The sequence below is a fragment of the Streptococcus sp. GMD1S genome, assembly GCF_000296875.1.
GTDB lineage: Bacteria > Bacillota > Bacilli > Lactobacillales > Streptococcaceae > Streptococcus.
In genome coordinates this window covers 1-560 of sequence record NZ_AJQY01000430.1, presented here as the reverse complement: position 1 = coordinate 560, position 560 = coordinate 1, and the positions used below count along the sequence as shown (strand labels likewise).

Below are 560 nucleotides of genomic sequence, written 5' to 3'. Positions count from 1 at the left end.
TCTTTTTCAATCCGCAAATCAACGATATCTGGCAGCGGATTTCCATAAATCTCAAAGGCTTTTTTGTAGGTCAGCTCGGCGACCGTTTCTTCCGCCTTGTCAATGAAAGGTGTGTACAAGTCACCCTTAACAACCTCAACAGGTTCAAAGATTTCTGCCAAGACATTAGTGTTTTCAATAACTAGTTTGCGTGCTAAATCTTCACCCAAGAAGGCAAATTCATCCAACATCTCATTGGTCGTTCGAAAATGAGCCTTTGGAAGAGGAGCTGGTTGGGCATGTTCCCCATGACCAATGGTTCGGTTAATCATAGCCCCTTGTCCCAAACTACGGACGATAATTTCACGGTAAATCTCTTCTTCTGGTTCGATATAGTGGACATTTCCCGTAGCCAGAACAGGCTTGCCAAGACGATCTCCAACCTCTATCAAGCTCTTGATAATGGTCTGAAGTTCCTCCATATCCTTGACCTGCTCTTTGGCAATCAATGGCGCATAGATAGCTGGTGGCATGACCTCGATAAAGTCATAATACTTGGCCACCTCAACCGCCGCATCCAC

1 pseudogene is annotated in these 560 nt (G+C 45.2%); it reads right to left on the bottom strand.

What is annotated here, in order from left to right:
* Nucleotides 1-560 (bottom strand): annotated as a pseudogene (locus GMD1S_RS10810) (PolC-type DNA polymerase III); the annotation flags it as partial.